General features: G+C 57.7%; 16 protein-coding genes. 6 read left to right on the forward strand and 10 right to left on the reverse strand.

What is annotated here, in order from left to right; genetic code table 11:
- Positions 1-82 precede the first annotated feature (82 nt).
- The 3 genes from J7413_RS08535 to proS form a co-directional block, all read right to left on the reverse strand.
- On the reverse strand, positions 83-766 hold the full coding sequence (locus J7413_RS08535) for an ABC transporter ATP-binding protein (RefSeq protein ID WP_209097647.1): 684 nt from the start codon (positions 764-766) through the stop codon (positions 83-85).
- Entirely contained in the window at positions 759-2,045 is a 1,287-nt protein-coding gene (locus J7413_RS08540) for a lipoprotein-releasing ABC transporter permease subunit (protein ID WP_209097648.1), read from the reverse strand. The genes J7413_RS08535 and J7413_RS08540 overlap by 8 nt, the downstream gene beginning before the upstream one ends.
- A 219-nt stretch (positions 2,046-2,264) precedes the next feature.
- The gene (gene proS / locus J7413_RS08545) at positions 2,265-3,617 is read right to left on the reverse strand and encodes a proline--tRNA ligase (protein ID WP_209097729.1); all 1,353 of its coding nucleotides are present in this window, start codon (positions 3,615-3,617) and stop codon (positions 2,265-2,267) included.
- A 469-nt stretch (positions 3,618-4,086) separates the two neighbouring features.
- Here proS and J7413_RS08550 point away from each other — a divergent pair, with 469 nt between their 5' ends.
- The 3 genes from J7413_RS08550 to J7413_RS08560 all read left to right on the forward strand — a co-directional run bounded on the left by J7413_RS08550 (position 4,087) and on the right by J7413_RS08560 (position 7,648).
- The gene (locus tag J7413_RS08550) at positions 4,087-5,775 is read left to right on the forward strand and encodes an ATP-binding protein (protein ID WP_209097649.1); all 1,689 of its coding nucleotides are present in this window, start codon (positions 4,087-4,089) and stop codon (positions 5,773-5,775) included.
- A 113-nt stretch (positions 5,776-5,888) separates the two neighbouring features.
- A complete protein-coding gene (locus J7413_RS08555) occupies positions 5,889-6,974 on the forward strand; it encodes an AI-2E family transporter (protein WP_209097650.1) in 1,086 nt (361 codons plus the stop codon).
- A 5-nt stretch (positions 6,975-6,979) separates the two neighbouring features.
- Positions 6,980-7,648: a DnaA/Hda family protein gene (locus J7413_RS08560; RefSeq protein ID WP_209097651.1), complete on the forward strand. Its 669-nt coding sequence runs from the start codon at positions 6,980-6,982 to the stop codon at positions 7,646-7,648.
- 74 nt (positions 7,649-7,722) lie between these two features.
- Here J7413_RS08560 and J7413_RS08565 read toward each other — a convergent pair whose 3' ends face one another.
- Positions 7,723-8,487 (reverse strand): nuclear transport factor 2 family protein, encoded by a 765-nt coding sequence (locus tag J7413_RS08565; RefSeq protein WP_209097652.1) that lies wholly within the window; start codon positions 8,485-8,487, stop codon positions 7,723-7,725.
- Positions 8,488-8,648: 161 nt separating this feature from the next.
- On the opposite strand from J7413_RS08565, the gene J7413_RS08570 reads away from it, so the two are divergent.
- Positions 8,649-9,044, forward strand: coding sequence for a helix-turn-helix domain-containing protein (locus J7413_RS08570; RefSeq protein WP_247743403.1), 396 nt, complete (start codon positions 8,649-8,651; stop codon positions 9,042-9,044).
- A 31-nt stretch (positions 9,045-9,075) separates the two neighbouring features.
- Here J7413_RS08570 and J7413_RS08575 read toward each other — a convergent pair whose 3' ends face one another.
- Positions 9,076-9,558 carry an N-acetyltransferase gene (locus J7413_RS08575; RefSeq protein ID WP_209097653.1) on the reverse strand — a complete coding sequence of 161 codons (483 nt, stop codon included), beginning with the start codon at positions 9,556-9,558 and terminating at the stop codon, positions 9,076-9,078.
- Between the two features lie 206 nt (positions 9,559-9,764).
- Here J7413_RS08575 and J7413_RS08580 point away from each other — a divergent pair, with 206 nt between their 5' ends.
- Together J7413_RS08580 and J7413_RS08585 are read left to right on the forward strand one after the other, a co-directional pair.
- Positions 9,765-11,939: an RNA degradosome polyphosphate kinase gene (locus tag J7413_RS08580; RefSeq protein WP_209097654.1), complete on the forward strand. Its 2,175-nt coding sequence runs from the start codon at positions 9,765-9,767 to the stop codon at positions 11,937-11,939.
- An 87-nt stretch (positions 11,940-12,026) separates the two neighbouring features.
- A complete protein-coding gene (locus J7413_RS08585; RefSeq protein WP_209097655.1) occupies positions 12,027-13,562 on the forward strand; it encodes a Ppx/GppA family phosphatase in 1,536 nt (511 codons plus the stop codon).
- Between the two features lie 90 nt (positions 13,563-13,652).
- Here the strand turns inward: J7413_RS08585 and J7413_RS08590 are convergent, their stop codons facing one another.
- The 5 genes from J7413_RS08590 to J7413_RS08610 are packed head-to-tail and all read right to left on the reverse strand — an operon-like array spanning position 13,653 to position 16,875.
- Positions 13,653-14,033, reverse strand: coding sequence for a hypothetical protein (locus J7413_RS08590; protein WP_209097656.1), 381 nt, complete (start codon positions 14,031-14,033; stop codon positions 13,653-13,655).
- A gap of 21 nt (positions 14,034-14,054) precedes the next feature.
- Entirely contained in the window at positions 14,055-15,080 is a 1,026-nt protein-coding gene (locus J7413_RS08595; protein WP_209097657.1) for an endonuclease/exonuclease/phosphatase family protein, read from the reverse strand.
- Positions 15,080-15,757 (reverse strand): molecular chaperone DjiA, encoded by a 678-nt coding sequence (locus J7413_RS08600; protein WP_209097658.1) that lies wholly within the window; start codon positions 15,755-15,757, stop codon positions 15,080-15,082. Before J7413_RS08600 ends, J7413_RS08595 begins: the two co-directional genes overlap by 1 nt.
- Before the next feature lie 42 nt (positions 15,758-15,799).
- Complete coding sequence (locus J7413_RS08605) at positions 15,800-16,273, reverse strand: GNAT family N-acetyltransferase (protein WP_209097659.1); 474 nt, start codon at positions 16,271-16,273, stop codon at positions 15,800-15,802.
- Positions 16,270-16,875, reverse strand: coding sequence for a VOC family protein (locus J7413_RS08610; protein WP_209097660.1), 606 nt, complete (start codon positions 16,873-16,875; stop codon positions 16,270-16,272). Before J7413_RS08610 ends, J7413_RS08605 begins: the two co-directional genes overlap by 4 nt.
- Between the last annotated feature and the right edge of the window lie 115 nt (positions 16,876-16,990).

A 16,990-nucleotide genomic window follows, 5' to 3' on the forward strand; every position in this document is an offset into this window, starting at 1 on the left:
AATACAGCCGCGTTACCGACGCAATACCGACGTTTCAAACAGGGCAAATCTGCCCCATTAACCTCTTAGGCAACAGCGGCCTTCAGCCGTCCACCAACAGCCCGTTTTCCAGCCGCACCACCCGGTCCATCCGCGCCGCCAGCTCCATATTGTGCGTCGCAACCAAAGCCGCCAGCCCGGTCTCCCGCACCAGGGTCATCAGCGCGTCAAACACCTGATCACTGGTTTTAGGATCAAGGTTGCCCGTCGGCTCATCTGCCAATAAAATCCGTGGCTTATTGGCCAAAGCTCGACAAAACGCCACCCGTTGCTGCTCCCCACCAGAGAGCTCGGCTGGCCGGTGATCCGCCCGGTGCGCCACACCGACAATCTCCAGAAGCTCCCGCCCCTGCGCCAAAGCCTCTGCCTTGCCCACGCCATTGGCCATCTGCGGCAGGGCAATATTCTCTAAGGCACTGAATTCCGGCAACAAATGGTGAAACTGATAAACAAATCCAATGTCCTGCCGCCGCGCCTTTGTACGCTGTCGATCCGACTTTCCGGACAATTGCTGGCCACCAATTTCCACCGTCCCCGCGTCCGGCGCATCAAGCAGCCCTGCCATATGCAGCAGCGTTGATTTACCGGCGCCAGAGGGGGCCACCAAAGCCACCATCTCGCCTGCGGTCAGGCTCAGATCCGCGCCGCGAACCACGTGAATTTCGCTGGCCAAGCTCTTGTTATAAAACTTTTCTACGCTATTCAGCCTTAGAACAATTTCATTCATAGCGCAGCGCCTCCACCGGGTTCATCCGGGCCGCACGCCGCGCCGGAAAAATCGTGACAATAAACGAAAGTCCCAGTGACAGGCTCACCGCGCTTATCACGTCCTCCACCTGCAACCGCGCTGGCAGGTGGTAGATATTGCGGATCGACGGATCCCAGGCTTCTCCACCCAAGAGTATGTTCACAAAAGAAAAAATTGGGTCGATATAAATCGCGAACAAGCATCCAAGCGCCACGCCCATCGCCGTGCCAATCACCCCGGTGAAAGCCCCACAGATGAAAAACACCCTTAGAACAGAGCCTTCCGTCAACCCCATGGTGCGCAGAATGCCAATGTCGCGCCCTTTGTTTTTCACCAGCATCACAAGGCCAGAGACAATGTTCATCGTGGCTATCAGCACCAGAACGGACAGGATGACAAACATCACATTGTCCTCAACTTCCAATGCGTTAAGGAACCCACCTGAAGCTTGCTGCCAGGTCCAGATCAGTGCCCTGTCTCCGCCAGCTTGCAACAGCGGCACCGCAATCGCGTCCACATCCTCCGGATCCGCGACCATCACCTCAATCTCATCGGCCACGCCGTCCCGTTCAAAAAACAGCTGCGCTTCTTCAAACGGCAGATAGACCCGTGTGCGATCAATGTCATAGCGCCCAGCCGAAAAGATATAAACCACCTCATAGCTGCTCACCCGCGGCGACGTACCGAAGGCGGTTTTGACACCGTTGGGGGAGATAATCTTGATCTTGTCGCCAACCAACACCCCAAGCTCCCGCGCCACGCCAGAACCAATCGCAATCCCCTCACCATACCGCGCCAAGTCGCCTTCGCTGGTTGCGGGATCGGCAATCCGCGGCAATTCCGCGAGATCCTCAGCCCGCATGCCAAAGACCTCAACGCCCGCGTTTCGGCTACGCTTGTTGGCCATGACTTGGCCCTTCACCAGCGGCGCGGCGCGCGTCACACCAGGCACCGCCTGTATACGCTCAGCCATCGCGTCGAAATCACGAATGGTGCGATCTATCTGACCTGTCTCTGAGATTTCGCCACGTTGATAGATAGTTACGTGGGCATTGGCCCCCAGAATTGTATCGACAAATTCCGCGCGAAACCCTGCCCGCACCGAAAGCGTTGCGATCAGCGCAAACACCGCCAGCGTGATGCCAATCAGGCTGATCCATGTCATCACGCTCACGCCGCCTTCGGCGCGCCGTGCACGCAGATAGCGCCACGCAATCATCCACTCAAATCGGGAAAAAGGGGCTGTTGTGCCTGCCATGTCTGCTCCAGGTTCTGGTTGAGCGCGACCCTATGAGCCCCCCTGCAAAGGGTCAACCCAGCACCGCACGCCCTTAGGCAACATCCTGCAACGGTACGGCACATGCAGCGCGGCTTCCTTTTGCGGCAAATATCCCCGCCGGAGGCAAATAAAAACCCCCGCACAAAGGCGGGGGTTTTCAACACAGGGCGCGCCGGAAGGCGCACACTTTATCAAAGCTTACAGCCCAACCACACGGTGGTCCGCGTAAATCTCAATCAGCTTGGCCACCGCCGCTTCTGGCGACAGTTCTTCGCTCTCTCCAGTGCGGCGGCTGGTCAGCTCGACCACTCCATTTTTAAGGCCACGTGGCCCCACAGTGATGCGCCAAGGCAGTCCGATCAGATCCATCGTGGCAAACTTGCCGCCCGCACGCTCTTTCCGGTCATCATAAAGCGGCTCAAGACCTGCAGCGATCAACGCCTTTTCAAGCGCTTCACAGGCGGCATCGGCCTCTTCGTCGCCCTGCTTGAGGTTCACGATGCCCGCATGGAACGGGGTTACACCTTCAGGCCAGATGATGCCTTTGTCGTCATGGCTCGCCTCAATGATCGCGCCCAGCAGGCGGCTCACACCAATGCCATGGCTGCCCATATGTACAGAGACTTTCTCTCCCTCAGCGGTCTGAACCTGCGCGTTCAGCGCATCAGAATACTTGGTGCCAAAGTAGAAGATCTGCCCCACTTCGATGCCGCGCGCCACACGGCGGCGCTCTTCCGGGATTTCGTTGAACAGCGCCTCATCATGAGTCTCGTCCGTGCGGGCATACTTGGAGGTAAACTCCTCCAGCACGCCCTGACACTGCGCAACGCTGTCATAGTCGATCTCACGATCACCAAAGGTCAGATCGGTCACCGCGCTGTCATAGAAGACCTCAGACTCACCGGTTTCTGCCAGCACGAGGAATTCATGGGTGTAGTCGCCGCCAATCGGGCCACCATCCGCACGCATCGGGATCGCCTGAAGCCCCATACGCTCATAGGTGCGCAGATAGCTCACCAGATGACGGTTATAGGCGTGCAGCGCGTCTTCTTTGGTCAGGTCAAAGTTATAGCCGTCTTTCATGTAGAATTCGCGGCCCCGCATCACGCCGAAACGCGGGCGAATTTCATCACGGAATTTCCACTGGATCTGATACATGGTCAGCGGCAGATCTTTGTAAGAGCTCACATTAGAGCGGAAGATATCTGTGATCAGTTCTTCTGCAGTTGGCGTATAGAGCATGTCGCGGTCGTGGCGGTCTTTGATGCGCAGCATCTCTTCGCCGTATGCATCATAGCGCCCGCTCTCTTTCCACAAATCGGCGGACTGCAGCGTTGGCATCTGCATCGGGATATGGCCCGCGCGCACCTGCTCTTCATGCACGATATTTTCAATCTTGCGCAGCACTTTGAAGCCCAGCGGCAGCCAGGAATAAATCCCGGCGCTGGATTGCTTGATCATACCAGCGCGCAACATCAGGCGGTGGCTCACAATCTGGGCTTCAGACGGCGTTTCTTTCAACACAGGCAGGAAATAGCGGGACAGGCGCATCTGCAGTTTTCTCCAATAGGGCGGCCTGTTCAGAATGACAGGCCCGCCAAAGTCAGCGTTCGCCATGGGCTAGCCCAATCGGCGACCTGAGGCAAGCCGCGCCGCTCCACCCAGCTGGCAATTGTCACAAACACCGAAACACCTCACAGCTGCCACAAGCTGCGCAGCCCTGCGCCAAGCCAGAACACCGGTAAACGGACATCAAAGGTGACACAGGCGCAAAATGGCCGAAGCAAGTCATCAAACGGCGGACCGTTGCTCAATGCCTCCAATTTGCATCAAATATGACGCTTTAGTTATCAAAATTCACCTTGGATTAACTCGAAACGCATTAGATATCTAAGGCAGATTGCCGTTTCTGAGGTGTGGGCGAAAGCGGCGGTCACAGAATGATCCGCAACGCCCTTTCTGATTTTTTGGCCCTGGGGCAACCGCCCACATATGACTAGCGAAAGCACGAGCTTTAAAGATGAACAAACCTGTGAATCCGGCCTTTAATATGTCGCCGGCTGATGATCGCACGCTACAGGCGCTTGGCCTTGTAGATGCAGAGTCAGAGCAGACATTTGACAATCTCAGCTCCCTGGCCAGCCGGGTACTCAATGTACCGGTTGCGCTGGTCAGCATCGTGCAGCCCAGCGAAGATCGCCAGTATTTCAAAAGCCACTTTGGCCTGTCTGCTGAGGTGGCAGAGGCGCGTCAAACCCCACTCAGCCATTCGTTCTGTCAATATGTTCGGGCCACCAACGCTCCATTGGCGGTCAGTGATGCCCGTGAACACCCCGTGCTTAAGCACAATGGCGCCATCGACGATCTTGGGATGATTGCCTATCTCGGAATGCCGATTCACCTGCCCGATGGCACGCCCATTGGCGCCCTCTGCGCCGCCGATAAAACACCGCGGACCTGGAGCCCGGACGATCAGCGCACCCTGTCTCAGATCGCGTTGTGCGTGGATGAACAAATCGCCCTAAAGTCTGCCGTGGCTGACGCGCAGGAGGCCGAAGCGAGTGCACAACGCGCCGCGCAAGCGCGCGAAACATTCCTCGCCCATATGGCGCATGAAATTCGCACGCCTCTCAATGGGATCATCGGCTCCGTTGATTTGATGACCGAATATGCGGATACGCTGCCGCAAAACAGCGACTGCTCTGAGCTGCTGACATCCATTGAAACCTCTTCAATGGGCTTGCTGCGCATCCTCAATGACTCCCTAGACCTCAGCAAAATTGACGCAGGTGAGCTGACGCTGGAGCTTCTGCCCTTCTCCGCCCATGATGCAACGGCGTCGGTGGTTTCCTTGTTCCGGGCCAGCGCGGACGCAAAATCAATCGCTCTGAAATGCGACTGCGCCGCTAAAGACAGCACAGCATTGCGGCTCGGCGATGAGTTTCGCTATCGCCAAGTCCTTGGCAATCTGGTCAGCAACGCGATCAAATTTACCGAACAGGGCGCTGTCAGCATCAAACTGGTGAACACCCCCACAGACATCACGCTCGAAGTGTCTGATACTGGCGCCGGCATGGAAGAGGCGCATCTGAACCGCCTGTTTCAACCCTTTACGCAGGCCACAGCCTCCGTAGCGCGCACCAAAGGCGGCACCGGCCTTGGCCTTGCCATTGTGAAAAACCTTGTTGATTTGATGGGGGGAACCATTTCGGTCTCAAGCGCGGTGGGCGTCGGCACAACGTTCAAAGTGACGCTGCCAATGGTGCAAGCAACACAGCAACAAAGCGCCCAAATCTCCCCAGATGTGCTACACACCGCCTTCGAAGGCAAAACCGTGCTGGTTGCGGATGACAGCAGTGTCAACCGCCTCGTTCTCAGCAAAATGCTGGAAAACATGGGCGCAACGGTCAAAACAGCGTCAAACGGTGCGCAGACCCTGCAACAGGCACATGACACACGTTTTGACATGTTGTTCATCGACATTCAGATGCCCGACTTCAGCGGAGACCAGATCGCCCGCGCACTGCGCTGCAATGGCTCCACAAGCCTGTCAAAGCGCGACACCAAACTGGTTGCCGTGACAGCAAATGTGTTTCCTGATCAGGTGCAAAGCTATCTCGACGCGGGGTTTGATCACTGCTTAGGCAAACCCCTCAAACGGGTAGATTTGCTTGAGGTGCTGCAGTCCTGCGCAACAGGATGCACTTAGCCAAAGACGCCGACCTCAACGGGCCACGCCCGCGCGTTTGTGACTTAAGCTTGCAACCTTTGGCAGCTTCGGCGATGACTGGTGCAAACCTATATTAACGGAGCACGCGGTCCATGGCGCTTCCTGCCAAGAAACAATTTCAGTTCTGGGGTATCTTCATAGTTGTGTTTGCCCTGATGTTTTGGGCACTCGGACATGTGTTGTTGCCGTTTGTTCTGGGCGGGGCCATCGCCTATTTTCTGGATCCTGTTGCCGACCGACTGGAGCGCAGCGGGTTTTCCCGCGTGGCCGCCACAGCCCTGATCACCTTGCTGGGCGTTCTGGTTTTCGCTGTCATGGTTCTGGCCGTGGTGCCAACACTCATTCAACAAACGATTGCATTGGTGGAAACCTTGCCGCAATTCTCAGCGCAGGTGCGTGCCTTTGTTGCCTCCAATTTCCCGAGCCTGCAACAACCCGATTCAATCATGCACCAGACGCTGCAGCAGATCAGCGGTCTGCTCAAGGAACGCGGCGGCGAGTTTCTGCAAACCGCGCTCAGCTCGGCAGCCTCACTGCTCAATGTGATCACACTTTTGGTGATCGCCCCGGTGGTCGCCTTCTATCTTCTGCTTGATTGGGACCGAATGGTCGCCGAGGTGGACAAGCTGCTGCCGCGCGATCACGCCCCGATTGTGCGCCGCTTGGCCAGCGACATCGACAAAACCCTCGCCTCTTTTGTTCGCGGCATGGGCACGGTCTGCCTGATCCTTGGCACGTATTATGCCGTGGCCCTGATGGTGGTTGGCCTCCAATTTGGTCTGGTTGTGGGCTTCATTGCCGGTCTTGTGACCTTCATTCCGTACCTCGGTGCTTTGATTGGTGGCGCATTGGCCATCGGCCTTGCGCTCTTCCAGTTCTGGGGGGATTGGCTTCAGGTCGGGCTCGTCGGCATTGTCTTTGCCATTGGGCAAATGGTCGAAGGCAATATCCTGACACCAAAACTGGTGGGCAAATCTGTGGGGCTGCACCCCGTTTGGCTGCTGCTGGCCCTGTCTGTGTTTGGCGCACTCTTCGGATTTGTGGGGATGTTGATCGCCGTTCCGGTCGCGGCGGCCATCGGTGTGCTTGCACGTTTCGCCACAGGCCAATACATGTCGTCCAAAATGTACTACGGGCACAGCGCTTCACCGAACGAAAGCGCACAGGACGCTGAATAAAACCAATGGCTGAACAGCTGAACTTTGATCTGCCCGTCCGGGCAGCGCTTGGGCGTGATGATTTCTTTGTAAGCCCCGCCAACGCTATGGCGCTGGGTCTTGTTGACCTCTGGCCCAATTGGGTCGGGGGAAAACTGGTGCTGTCTGGGCCTGTTGGTTCCGGCAAAACCCATCTCACCCATGTGTGGGCTGCCCTGGCAGACGCACAAATCGTGCCAGCCATTAGCCTCACCAAAGACAGCGTGCCTACGCTCGCGAAGGCACCCATTGCAGTAGAAGACGTGCACCTGATTGCAGATGATCCAGCGGCCCAAACGGCCCTGTTTCATCTCCACAACCTGACACTGGCCGAAGGTCACACGTTGTTGCTCTCAGGCGTCGGCGCACCGCTACAGTGGGGCCTCACCCTGCCCGATCTGCTCAGCCGCATGCAGGGCACCACCGTAGCCACGCTCGATCAGCCTGACGACATGCTCTTGATGGCCGTGATGGCGAAACAGTTCGGCGACCGCCAGCTGATGCCCACCCCTGATGTGCTCAGCTACATTGCCAAACACATGGACCGCTCCTTCGCCGGGGTCGCCCGCGTGGTCGAGGCCGTGGATCAACTGTCATTGAGCGAAAAACGCCCCATCACCAAAGTACTGGCGAAGCGGGTGCTTGAGCAGGATTGAAACGTCCCAAAGCTGAGAAAAGACAAATGGCAAAGACGGGCCAGTTTGCCTTGGCCCGCCAAGAAACTCCCGCCTTAGAACTTGCCGTTGTCATGCACCATTTGCGCCGGGGTCGGCGAGACAACATCCCAGTGCTCGACAATCTTGCCATCTTCAACCCGCCACAGATCAAAGAAGGCCCATGGCTGATCGCTCACCGTTGCATCTGAGGCGACAAAAACGAAATTGCCCTCTGCAACCACGATCTGCGGCTCAAACTTGGTGATGACATACCCTTGATCGGCCCAGGCTTTGGTGCCTGCGATCAGCCCATCAATCCCATCTTTAAGCTGCGGATTGTGCTGCATGTAGACCTCTGAATACAGCGGTGCCTTTTCCGGCGCAGCGCCGCCCAATACATCCCGCACAAAGCCAAGCACCAGCGCCTTGTTCTCTTCCGTGCTATCCAGATCCGTAATTTCTGTTGGGCCATCTGTCATGCCCCGCCCCGAAGCGGTGGTCGCAGGAATGGGTTGCAGATTGTCCCAATGCTCCGCAACTTTGCCATCCTCGACGCGAAAAACATCAAAAGCCGCAAGACTTGGCGCGCCAAAAGCATCCGCATTTTCAAAGGTGCTGTGCAGGACCACCAAATCCCCTTCAGAGATAACACGATGGGTTGTGACCGACATGCCAGACTGCGCCACAAGCGGCACAAGCGCCATCAAGCCCTCGGCCCCGGTTGGCACCTGCGGATTGTGTTGAATGTAGTTTGGCGTGACCAATGCACGGGCAGCCTCTGGGTCGTGATCCGCAAAAGCGGCAGTAAAAAGTGCGAGAACAAGTTCTTTGGGAGACATGATCTAATCCTTTGATTCGTTGTGCCTCACCCCTGGTATCAAAATCATACCATATCTCAATTACGCACCTTGAACTGACCTGGTACGGTAAACAATACCATGTTTGCAAAGATTAATTGCGCTCAACGCAAAGCTCAGATATTTTACCATTCAGTTTCGAAATGATACCAAGGCCTACCATGCTGCCAATCGGTGTTGCCAACAAAGCAGAAGCCTCAAACTGCTCAATTCGCTCAGTGCTCTCCAATGTGACCGGCAAATGGCGCATGATCATCATCATGGCGCTGGAGGATGAACCCAAGCGGTTTGGCAGCCTCAAACGCTGTATTGGTGACATCACCCAAAGCGTGCTGACAGAAAATCTGCGTGGCCTACAGCGTGATGGCTACATCACCCGCGAGGTTGATCCCGGTCCTCCGGTGGCTGTGTCCTACGCACTAACCCCTCAAGGGCGCGCATTGCTCGACCTGCTCAAACCTCTTGTGTTCTGGTCTCATGAGCAAATGCCCGAGGTGCGCCAGCACCGCATGGAATACGATCGCGATCACGCGAAGTAAGCATCTCATACAGCGGACCAGACCCGCCTCCTCAGGGAGAGAGACGCGTCCGCATCCGGACTTTGACAAGCTCTGCCCCTAACAGAGGGTCACGACGCATACCACGCCACTCTTCGACAAATCCCAAATGAAGATACAACCGATGCGCACGCGTATTATCAGCGGCTACTTCAATCGTTGCATCCTCATACCCGCGGTCGAAAATTCTGGTGGTAAGTGCTCCAATCAATGCCGTCGCGCAACCGCGCCCCTCAAAGCCAGGAGAGACCCAGACATCGCTGATATGGTTGTCACGGCCTTCACATGCCGCAAACCCAATAGGCACGCCCGCTATAACCGCGACCAAGATGTTGCAATTCTGATCTTCAAGGAAACTCAAAAACGGATTGGCTCTTTCCATTTTGGCCACAACTGACGGCGCTACCAAAGGACCAATTCCGCGCTTCCAAGCCTCAAGCCCTAAGTGCGCAAGGGCCTGAAAATCTTCTGGGCACGCTGTTCTAACCTCAATCAAAACGCATTTACCTCAAAAGGCTCCACAGTTCTGCCTCGACGCCTGACAAGGCACACGACCATTGTAAAACGGAGAGATCCAAATTCTTTACATCCGTCAAGACAATTGTTCCGCGTGAACAGCTGAGCCAGCCCCACACGCTGGACCCTCCACAAAATCCACCCTACAGTCATCTTCTCGTTACCTGCCAATGGCATGAGGGCTGCATGACCCAAGCTGACTTTCTGAAATCCGACTTCCCCGCCGCCACTGCAATGCCGGATCTGGACATTTCCGGGGCTGATCGCTTTTACAATCGCGAGCTGAGCTGGCTCGGCTTCAACTGGCGTGTGCTAGAGGAAAGCGAGAACCCGCGCGTGCCGCTCCTTGAACGCCTGCGCTTCCTGTCGATCTCTGCCACCAATCTGGACGAGTTCTACACCGTCCGTGTTGCGGGCCTGCGTGAACTGGTGCGCGAGGGGAACACAACCCCCGCCCAAGATGGGCATTCCCCAGCTGAACAGCTTGTCCTCATCAACGAAGACGCCCGCAATCTGCTGCAAGAACAGCAGCGCATGTTCAACGAATTGCGCGGCGCACTCGAAGGCGAGAACATCCACATTCTGAACCGCGAGGCCCTGTCGGAGGCGGATCAAGCCTTCCTCGCCGATGTGTTCATGAACCGCGTCTTTCCAGTGTTGTCGCCGCTCGCCATCGACCCGGCGCACCCCTTCCCCTTTATTCCCAACACCGGCTTCGTGTTGGCCCTGCAACTTGAGCGCAAGAAAAACAAACGTCCCCTGCAGGCGCTCCTGCCAATCCCGCATCAGATTGACCGCTTTGTGTTTCTGCCCTCCGAAGGCAATACCGTACGTGCGCTCCCTCTGGAGGAACTGCTGATCCTGCATCTGGACAGCGTGTTTCCGGGCTACAAAGTCAAAGGCCACTGCGCCTTTCGCGTGCTGCGTGACAGCGATCTTGAGGTCGAAGACGAGGCCGAGGATCTGGTGCGCGAATTTGAAGTTGCCCTGAAACGTCGCCGCCGTGGCGAAGTTGTGCGTCTCAAAATCACCGCAGACGCCCCCGCCGCACTCAAAAAACTCATCATGCATGAGCTTGAAGTGCGTGGCGACGAAGTGGTTGATATCACGGGCATGATTGGCCTTGCGGACCTGAAGGAACTGGTGCTGGATGAACGCCCGGATCTGCTTTGGCCCTCGTTTACCCCGCGCGTGCCTGAACGTGTGCAGGACTTTGACGGCGATATGTTTGCAGCCATCCGCCAGAAAGATATGCTGCTGCACCACCCCTATGAAACCTTTGATATGGTGGTACGCTTCCTGCAGCAGGCGGCCCATGATCCCAATGTGGTCGCGATCAAACAGACGCTTTACCGCACCTCCAAAAACTCGCCCATCGTCAGCGCACTGTGTGAAGCCGCAGAGGATGGTAAATCCGTCACTGCGCTGGTGGAGCTCAAAGCCCGGTTTGATGAGGCCGCCAACATCCGTCAGTCTCGCAGGCTGGAGCGCGCGGGCGCCCATGTGGTTTACGGCTTTCTCGATCTCAAAACCCACGCCAAGATCTCAACCGTGGTGCGCCGCGAAGGGGAAAAGCTGGTCACCTACACCCACTACGGCACCGGAAACTATCACCCGATCACGGCCAAAATATACACCGATGTCAGCCTTTTCACCTGCGATGCGGATCTGGGGCGGGATGCGAACAAGGTGTTCAACTACCTGTCCGGCTATGTGGAGCCGGAAACCCTCGACAATCTGGCGATCTCCCCAATCAGCCTGAAGCCCCGCCTGCTGGAAATGATCGGTACAGAGGCAGAAAACGCCCGTGCCGGCAAACCTGCCGCGATCTGGGCGAAGATGAACTCCCTTGTGGAAGCCGAAGTGATTGATGCACTCTACGCGGCATCTCAAGCAGGTGTGAAAATCTCGCTTGTGGTGCGCGGCATCTGTTGCCTGCGCCCCGGCATCGAAGGGCTTTCAGACAACATCCGCGTGAAATCTGTCGTGGGCCGTTTTCTGGAGCACTCTCGCGTCATGTGTTTTGCCAATGGTCAGGAACTGCCCAACAAAAAAGCGCGGGTTTTCATGTCCTCCGCCGACTGGATGGGCCGCAACCTCAAACGCCGCGTGGAAACACTGGTGGAGGTCAAAAACGCCACGGTGAAAGCGCAAATCATGAGTCAGGTGTTGGCCGCCAATCTCGCGGATGTGGCCCAAAGCTGGGTCATGAAACCCGATGGCAGCTTTGAACGCCAGCCGCTACCTGAGGGCGAATTTGCCTTCAATTGTCACCGCTTCTTTATGGAAAACCCTTCCCTGTCGGGCCGCGGTTCCGCAGGCGCATCTGATGTGCCCAAACTAACCCATACGGATGATTGACCTCACCGCATGATTGACCCAGAAGTGTCGCGTGGCGCACAGTGATGTGTAGCAACACGCGACTCTTTTCGGCGGGACCAGACACCGATGCCTAACGACCCAAAACAGGACAACACCCTGTTTGAACGCCCTATTTTTGAGGATCCCGGTGCCCGTGCGCTGTCTCGTGTTGGGGTTGTCGATGTCGGCTCAAACTCCGTGCGCATGGTGGTGTTTGATGGCGCAGCCCGCAGCCCCGCGTATTTTTACAATGAAAAAATCATGTGTGCTCTGGGCGCAGGCATCGCTGAAACCGGCCTACTGAACCCCAAAGGGCGCGAACGGGCATTGGCTGCGATTGCCCGCTTTGCCCAGATCGCGCGCACCATGGAAGTCTCCGGCCTCACCGCCGTCGCCACTGCCGCTGTGCGCGAAGCCAGCGATGGCCCCGATTTCTGCGCCGAAGTGCTGGCGCAGACCGGCGTGCCGATTCATGTGATAGATGGCGCAGAAGAGGCCCGACTGTCCGCACAGGGCGTGCTCACCGGCTGGCCCGGCGCCTATGGACTGATCTGTGACATTGGCGGCGCCTCCATGGAGCTTGCGGAAATCAACGACGGTCAGGTTGGCCGCCGCGTGACCTCGCCGCTTGGCCCGCTCAAACTGCGCGATGTCAAAGGCGGCAAAAAAGGTCGCCGTGCCTTCATCAATGAAACGCTTGATCAGCTCTATGCCCAGATGGGCAACCAGCGAAATCGCCTATTTTTGGTGGGCGGCAGCTGGCGCGCCATCGCCCGCATCGACATGGAGCGGCAGAACTACCCGCTGAAAGTGCTGCATGAATACCGAATGACCGCCACCTCGGTGCGCGAAACCGCGAAGTTCATCCAGTCACAAGACCCAGATGCCCTGCGCGCCCGCTGCGGCGTTTCCAGTTCTCGGATGGATCTGGTGCCTCTGGCGATTGAAGTGCTGAAAGGCGTGCTGCGCCGCTTCAAACCCCATGACATCGCCATCAGCTCTTATGGCATCCGCGAAGGCGTGCTCTATGAGCAGATGCCTGAACGCATCCGCGAGCGCGATCCGCTGATCGAAGCCTGCCGCTTCATGGAAGCCAAAGATGCGCGCATCCCCGGCTTTGGCAAGGCGCTCTATCGCTTCATTCAGCCCTTGTTCAACGCAGCCAAGCCCGAACAGCACCGCCTGATCAAAGCCGCCTGCCTGCTGCATGACGTCAGCTGGCGCGCGCATCCAGACTACCGCGCCGAAACCGTGTTTGACAGCACCACACGCGCCAATCTCGGTGGTCTCAAACACAGCGAGCGTGTGTTCCTTGGCCTGTCCCTGCTGCACCGCTACCGCAACAAAGCGGAAGGCACGCGTTTTGCAGAACTGGCCCGTTTGCTCAGCGACAAAGAGCGTCATCAGGCCGAGGTGATCGGCAAAGCCATGCGTTTTGGCGCCATGCTCTGGCAGAATGACAGCGAGAATATGGGCAGCCTAAAGTATTTCCCCAAAAAGGCGGAACTCCACCTGCGTCTGCCCACCAGCACCGGCGCACTTTATGGCGAAGTGGCAGAATCCCGCTTCAATACACTTTGCAACGCGCTCGGCGCGCAACCCACCGTCAAGATGCGCGACTAAAGTAGTTTGTGTGTTATCGCGGCCGCGCGTTTCGTGTTCAACCGAATGGGAGAGGCCACGCACTGGCGATTCAAGCCAAACGAAATGGCTCTAAAGCTCTATTGCATTGTCGTCCACGCTGTCGTCCCCCTCAAGCTCCAGCTCCTGAGGCGTCTTTTTGCGCAGGATAATATCGCCATTGGGCAGCATCTCAGGCGCATGATACTGGCTCCAGTCTTTCACTTGCGAAAACACCTCGCCAAGCTTCGGCCCCATCTCCAGCATGAAGGCCTGAATGCTTGGGCCCGCTTCATCCATGAACGACTGCAACCCCTCAAGCGCTGGCGCCATCTCTTCCTGCAACCCTTTGAAAAACAAAAGCGCGCCCTCTTCCATCAGGCTGCGTCCCTCGGCCTCATCTTCCGCCAGAGCCGCGCCTCCAGACAGGCCCAAAGCCCCGGCAAAACCCACCGCCAAAATCACCTTTTTCATGACCGCTCCTTTCGCATCCACTCAAAGATCAATATCCAGCACCACCGGAAAGTGGTCTGACGCAACCAACAAAGCCTCGCGCAATTTCGCATCCCGCCAACAGGCGTGATCGTCAAACGGATGCCAAATCCGCCACTCCGGTTGCGCCGCGCGCAACCCTTCGGAGATCATGACATAGTCGAGCAGCGCCGACAAATAGCGCCCCTCGCGCTCAATATGAAACCGGGCCGTGCTCGCCTGCGCCGCCAGTGGGTGGCGCAAAGCCGCCTGCGCGTGCGGGTCAAACATCGCCGCCCCACCGCCAACGCCCATGATGATCTCAACGGAGGAGCGCCCAAACAGATCTTCAAACGCATCCAGCCCCGGCCCATCATTCAGATCACCCAGCAAAATCACGTCTTCGCCTGCGGCCAACTCTGCCTCAATCCGCCGCCTGAGCCAGATCGCCTGCGCCAGCTGCTTGCGGCGATTGGCAATCGAAATTCGCATCACATCCGCATCTGAGCGCGCCCCATGCGGCGCTTTGGATTTCAGATGTGCACCAATCATACGCAGGGAGCGCCCGCGCGCTGTGGTCAGGGCAAGCTCCAGCGGTGGCTTTGAAAACCGCACCAGATCCTCGCGGGCGTCCACATCCAGATCAATCCGCATCGCCCCGTCAAACCGGGGCGCTCCAACCGCGCCCTCCGGGCCACTCACAGCGCCACGCGGATCATGTCGCGGCGTCAGTGCCGCCGGATCATACAGCAGCGCGATTTCCTGTTGTGTGGTGTTCTCAAACCCCATGATCGCTTTGTGCGCGCGCAGATCGAACGCGCCGGCAAAATTCTCAAGCGCAGCCACCGCATCGCGCCGCCGCCCCTGATCAGGCGCTTCCACAATCATCACCGCATCCGCATTCAAGGTGCGAAACACATGGCCCAATGCGTCTATCTGCGCAGCCCGGCTGACGCCTTTGCGCCCCGATCCCCGCTGATCGCGCAACAGGTGATTGTTGTCGTCAAACAGACTGGCGAACCACTCCACATTATACGTGGCAATCCGCATCAGGCGGCCTCGTTAATCTGATCCCAGGCGCGGTTGATATCAATCATACGTTTTTCTGCGATTTTCACGGCCTCTTCCGGCACGCCCCGGGCAATCATGCTGTCAGGATGTGTCTCACGCACAAGCTGCCGCCAGGTTTTGCGGATCTCGGCAATCGGCATCTCCGGATCCACGCCCAGCACGTGATAGGGATCTGGCTCTGCATCCGGCACATAACGCGCCCGCATCGCTTTGAAACAGCGCTCATCCATGTCAAGAATCTCGGCGACACGGCTCAGAAACACATCCTCATTGGGATGATACTCCCCATCCGCCACCGCAATGTGAAACAGCCCTTCCATCAAATCCGCCGGCCGGCCGCGCGACGCACCAAACATGCCTTTTATGCGCAGCGCATATTCCTCAAAGCCCGCCACGTCCTGGCGCGCCATATTGAACACCTTCGCCGCCTGCGCCTCATCCTGTGGCGCGATCTGAAACACCTCACGGAACGCTGTGACCTCATCACGCGTCACCAATCCATCCGCCTTGGCCATCTTCGCACCCAGCGCAATCACCGCGATTGTAAAGGCAACAGAGCGCTCCGGCGGCGCACGTAGCTGTTCAAACACAGCCGAGAGAGACTCCCCCTGACTGAGGGAAGACAAAGCTTGGCTGATGCGGGACCAAATAGACATGCCCCTAACCTATCCTCTCCTGCGCCAATTGCCAGTGCTGCATCACAGCATTTTTTGCAAAAGCACCAAATCCATCCAACGGTCAAACTTCCGCCCCACCTCTGGCAGCCGCCCAACCTCTTCAAATCCCATGCGTTTGTGAAAGTCGATCCCGCCCGTGTTTTCACCGCCGACACCGGCCACCATCACGTGATGCCCAGCGGCTTTCGCTGCAAGTTCAAGCGCAGCAAGCAGGGCACGCCCCATGCCCTGCCCGCGCGCTGCTTCGGCAAGATAAACGGTGTGCTCCACCGTGCGCAGATAGCCAGGTCCCGCGCGAAACGGCCCATAGGTGGCAAAGCCCACCACCTGCCCGTTCCGCACCGCAACCAGAAACACCGCCTGCTCCAGCGCCGCGCGCACAGCCTCCGTAGTTTTCTCTACTGTTGTGAAGGTGCTCACCCCATCGCGGATCTCACGGTTCCAAATGGCCGCAATGGCCTCTGCGTCCGAGATCTCTGCTGTGCGCAACCTCATCGCAGCACGCGCGTGCCGTGGGGCGTGTCAAAGGTCGCGCGCAGCTCCGAAGGCCCTTCCACAAACACGACCCGCGCATCAGACAGCCCAACCGCAGCTTCCAGTGCCGCTGCCTCCGGATGCGCCACCTCCAGTCGAGTGAGCGCCACACCGGAGGCTGGCAATAATTCCGCAGGCGTCACCGCCACATCCCACTGAATGAGCGCTGGAAAGCGGTTGTCAAACGGCAGCACGCCGCTGTCCGGCACCGCCATCCGCCAGCGCAGATCCCCACGCGCCAAAGCAATCGGTTTGCCTGCATCCGCATCTAGGCCCGCCAGCTCAGCCTCAAGATCATCGCTCCGGCAAATCCAGTTCCCCAGCCGCGCCCCACCAGACAGCCGATCCAGATCAAACCAGCGTGGATAAGGCAGCGCATCCGCCGCCGGATTGGCGGCAATCGCTTCCAGGTACAGCCCATCTGCCAGGCCAATCAGCTGATTGTGCGTGCCAAAATGCGCATGCTCTCCGCCCGGCCCCATGGCCACGCCCAGCGCCTCTTCCACATGTGCCACAGCCTCTGCGAGGTTTTCTGCCGCCACGGCCAAATGATCCAACTGCATTGCGCATCCTCTCCGTTTTGCGCCACAAAAACCCAAAGCCTCGCCAACCACAACGAAAAAGGGACGCGAAACCGCGCCCCTTCCTCTTGCTCAAAATATCCCGGGGGTTTGGGGG

The sequence above is a fragment of the Shimia sp. R10_1 genome (genome assembly GCF_017744095.1).
GTDB lineage: Bacteria > Pseudomonadota > Alphaproteobacteria > Rhodobacterales > Rhodobacteraceae > Shimia.